The sequence below is a fragment of the Photorhabdus sp. P32 genome (assembly GCF_038085095.1).
GTDB lineage: Bacteria > Pseudomonadota > Gammaproteobacteria > Enterobacterales > Enterobacteriaceae > Photorhabdus > Photorhabdus luminescens.
On sequence record NZ_JAZGJN010000149.1, the window covers coordinates 1 to 3,820 of the forward strand.

Annotated in this window: 2 protein-coding genes and 1 pseudogene; all 3 read right to left on the minus strand. The window is 42.7% G+C overall.

Annotated features, from left to right (window positions below; translation table 11 throughout):
* Positions 1-396, minus strand: a pseudogene (locus tag V2H77_RS01025) (hypothetical protein); the annotation flags it as partial.
* A 472-nt stretch (positions 397-868) separates the two neighbouring features.
* Complete coding sequence (locus V2H77_RS01030; RefSeq protein WP_341497313.1) at positions 869-1,975, minus strand: hypothetical protein; 1,107 nt, start codon at positions 1,973-1,975, stop codon at positions 869-871.
* A gap of 489 nt (positions 1,976-2,464) precedes the next feature.
* Entirely contained in the window at positions 2,465-3,577 is a 1,113-nt protein-coding gene (locus V2H77_RS01035) for a hypothetical protein (RefSeq protein ID WP_341497314.1), read from the minus strand.
* Between the last annotated feature and the right edge of the window lie 243 nt (positions 3,578-3,820).

The following is a 3,820-nucleotide window of genomic DNA, read 5'->3' on the forward strand; positions in this document are numbered from 1 at the left end:
GTTCTTTAAAGATTGCCAGTCTGACCAGCCGGAATTGGGCGCGGTTTGCCAGATGTGCCAGAGCGCGTTATCGGCGCCGCGGGCAAAGACTTCAAGGCGACCATCGGCGTTAGCATATACGGCAGGGTTACTGGTAATTGTGTTCCCTAAAGATTGCCAGTTTGACCAGTCGGAATTGGGCGCGGTTTGCCAGATATGCCAGAGCGCGTTATCAGCACCGCGCACGAATACTTCCAATCGGCCGTCCAAATTACGAGAAACAGCGGGTTTGTTAGTCACTGAGGCAATGCTGGACATCGAGATAGATGAGTTTTCGGTTTTTAGCTGTATTAGCTCATTTGTAACAGGAAACTCGGCATTATCTGGATTTGGTATATTAATAGATTTTTCTTGCATATATATCCTCGTTAGAAATAATTTTTCAGATTCACTAAATATTTATTTAATAAACAAGATGTTTAATTTGTTGAGTTAATATTCTCACTTTTATTTTTAGAGAAATAATGAATATTCTATTTGATACTGGTTTATGAGCCGTAAAGTGTCAAATAAGTGTGATGCTACATTATAAAGTCTCATGTGTTTATATATATTTTTACATACAACCATTCAAAAATAATAAATTATAAATAAATTGTTTCTCTGTTTTAAGGTTTCATTTTACTTATATTTGAAAAATATATTTTTATCATAAATAACGGGAGTTAGATAGAGTGAATATCTGGCTTGTATGTCGAATATTGGGTTAATTCCATCAAATCAGGTACTACTGGCCTGATGCAGCACTGTGAATGTTTTCTTTAATGCATCAGGCCAGAAAATTATGTGTGTCTTGTGCGAAGCTGATCCTGCTAGATTATTTAACTGATCAAGCATCAATGAAGATGCCGCCGAGGGGTGCCCAAGCGGACCACGATAATAATGTAGTTTGCTGAATATGCCAGAGAGCGCTATCGGAACTGCGTGCAAAAACTTCAAGCCGGCCGTCAGAATTCTTCGCTACCGTAGGAGCGCTGGTAATCACACCAGACAATGAGGTCCATTCAGACCATGAACCAGATGCTTCCGTCTGCCAGATATGCCAGAGAGCGTTATCGGGGCCGCGCGCAAAGACCTCAAGCCGACCGTCGGCATTGATATGGACCGCTGGGTCGCTGGTGATGACGCCAGATAGTGAGCGCCAGTTTGTCCAACCTTCATTAGGCGCGACTTGCCAGATGTGCCAGAGAGCGTTATCGGAGCCGCGTGCAAAAACTTCAAGCCGACCATCAGAGTTGCTGATCACCACCGGATTGCTAGTTATCACACCACTCAGTGACTGCCAATTTGTCCAAGGATAAATCTGAGAAGTCGTTTGCTTGATGTACCAGAGAGAGTAATCGTTGCTGCGCGCAAAGACCTCAAGCAGACCACTGGCGTTGATATATACCGCTGGATCACTGGTGAGCACGCCATTTAGTGATTGCCAACTAGACCACAGACCGGCATGGGGAGCGGTTTGCCAGATGTGCCAGAGAGCGTTATCGGAACTGCGAGCAAAGACCTCAAGCCGACCATCTGAGTTGACATATACCACAGGGTTACTAGTGATGATACCGCCTAAAGATTGCCAGCCTGACCAACTGGCGCCGGGGGCGGTCTGCCAGTTATGCCATAACGCATTATCGGAGCCACGGACAAATACTTCCAATCTGCCGTCTGAATTAATGTAAACGGCGGGTTTACTGGTTGCTCCTTCATTCATCGAGCGCCAACCAGACCAGGAAGATTCGGTGTTTGGTACTGTTTGCCAATTGTGCCACACAGCATTGTCGGTACTCACACCGAAAATCTCAAGCCGACCATCGGCATTGTTTGCTGCTGAGATAACGCCGGGTAGTGCGGTCCAAGAAATTTCGTTGGATATTTCTACTTTGTTTGCAACAGACGACTCGGCATTATCTGGATCTGGTGTATTAATAGATTCTTTTTTCATATAGATATCCTTTTTAAGTAAATAGTCATTTAATAAGAAATATATTTAATTTAACATTAGTATTCTCGATCGCATCTTGTATATTCTTATTTATAGAATGAGTAAGTAATATTTTGTTTGACGTTAAATTATAATTCTCAATTTATCATGAAAATGTGATTTTATATTGTGGGGTTATATATGTTAATATGTATTTTTAAATGCAAGTGTATAAAAAACATTAATTATATATAAACTGTTTTTTTATTTTCTTATTTTAAGGTTTTATTTGTTTTCTATTTTAAGTCTGCTTTTTTCACCGTTATTTTATTTTTTTTCAAAATATCTGATGATAGTTATGAAAATACATAATTCGTCATCTGGTTGTTGGATTAACTCCAGCAAATAAGGTAATACTGGCCCGATACAGCACAGTGAATGTTTTCTCTAATGCATCGGGCCAGAAAATTACGTGTATGCGTATATTGTGCGAATCTAGCTCCTGCCAGATTATTTGATCACGGAAGCGTCGATTAAGGTGCCGCCAAGGGAAGTCCAGTTAGACCATTTATCGGGGGCGATTTGCCAGATGTGCCAAAGTGCGTTGTCACCGCGTACAAAGACTTCAAGTTGACCATTAGAGTTTTCCACGGCTTCTGGGCCGCTGGAAAGTACGCCTCCCAATGAAACCCAGTTGGACCATGAACCGGAATGGGTATCATTTTGCCAGATGTGCCAGAGTGCGTTATCGATGGCGCGTACAAAGACGACAAGCTGATTGTTGAAGTATTTTATTGCCGCTGGTGTGCTGGTGATAGTACCACCCAATGAGGCCCAGTTAGACCACTGGCTAGAATAGGGAGCGGTTTGCCAGATATGCCAGAGTGCATTATCGATGGCGCGTACAAATATTTCTAGTCGGCCGTCAATGGTGCGGATGACCACTGGATCACTCGTGATGGTGCCGCCTAATGACTGCCAGCTTGACCAAGAACCGGTATGGGGAGCGGTTTGCCAGATGTGCCAGAGTGCATTATCGGCACCGCGGGCAAAAACCTCCAGCCGACCGTCAGAGTTGATATGGACTGCCGGGTTACTGGTGATCACTTGGCCCAGAGAATACCAGCTTGACCACGGATTGGAGTGGGGGGCGGTTTGCCAGATGTGCCAAAGTGTGTTGTCGGCGCCGCGGGCAAAGACTTCAAGCCGACCATCGGAATTGACGGATACCACAGGGTTACTGGTGAGCACGCCACCTAAAGATTGCCAGCCTGACCAACCGGCATCGGGGACGGTTTGCCAGTTATGCCACAGGGCATTATCGGCGCCACGTGCGAATACTTCCAATCGGCCGTCTGTATTGATGTGAACGGCAGGTTTGCTGGTCGCCTTTAAGCCGAGTGAGGTCCAGCCGGTCCAAGAAGAGCCTGTATGTGTCGTTTGTCCATTGCGCCATACTGCGTTATCAGTACTTACACCAAAAACTTCTAGTCGACCGTTATAGGTATTCGTCACTGAGACAATGCCGGACACCGCGATAGGTGAATTTTCGGCTTCTAATTCGTCTGTGATAGATAATTCGGTATTATCTGGATTTGATGTATTAATTGGCTCTTTTTCCATATACATATCCTCGTTAAAAATAATTTTTAGGTTCACCAAATAGTTATTCGATAAGAAAAAATTAATATTTTTTATATCCTGATTGTTTTATTGAACAATGAGTTATTAATGTTTTATTTGCAGTTAATTTATGATTGTTAAATCATTGTGAAAAGTTATTCTATATTATAAATCTCTACATGCTAGTATATATTTTCACATACATTAATTTAAAAACAATTAATTACATGTAAACTATTTCAT

What these genes read in the sequence shown, in the direction of transcription:
- V2H77_RS01030 (WP_341497313.1), bottom strand. Translation starts at nt 1,975, where the DNA reads ATGAAAAAAGAATCTATTAATACACCAGATCCAGATAATGCCGAGTCG.
- V2H77_RS01035 (WP_341497314.1), bottom strand. Translation starts at nt 3,577, where the DNA reads ATGGAAAAAGAGCCAATTAATACATCAAATCCAGATAATACCGAATTA.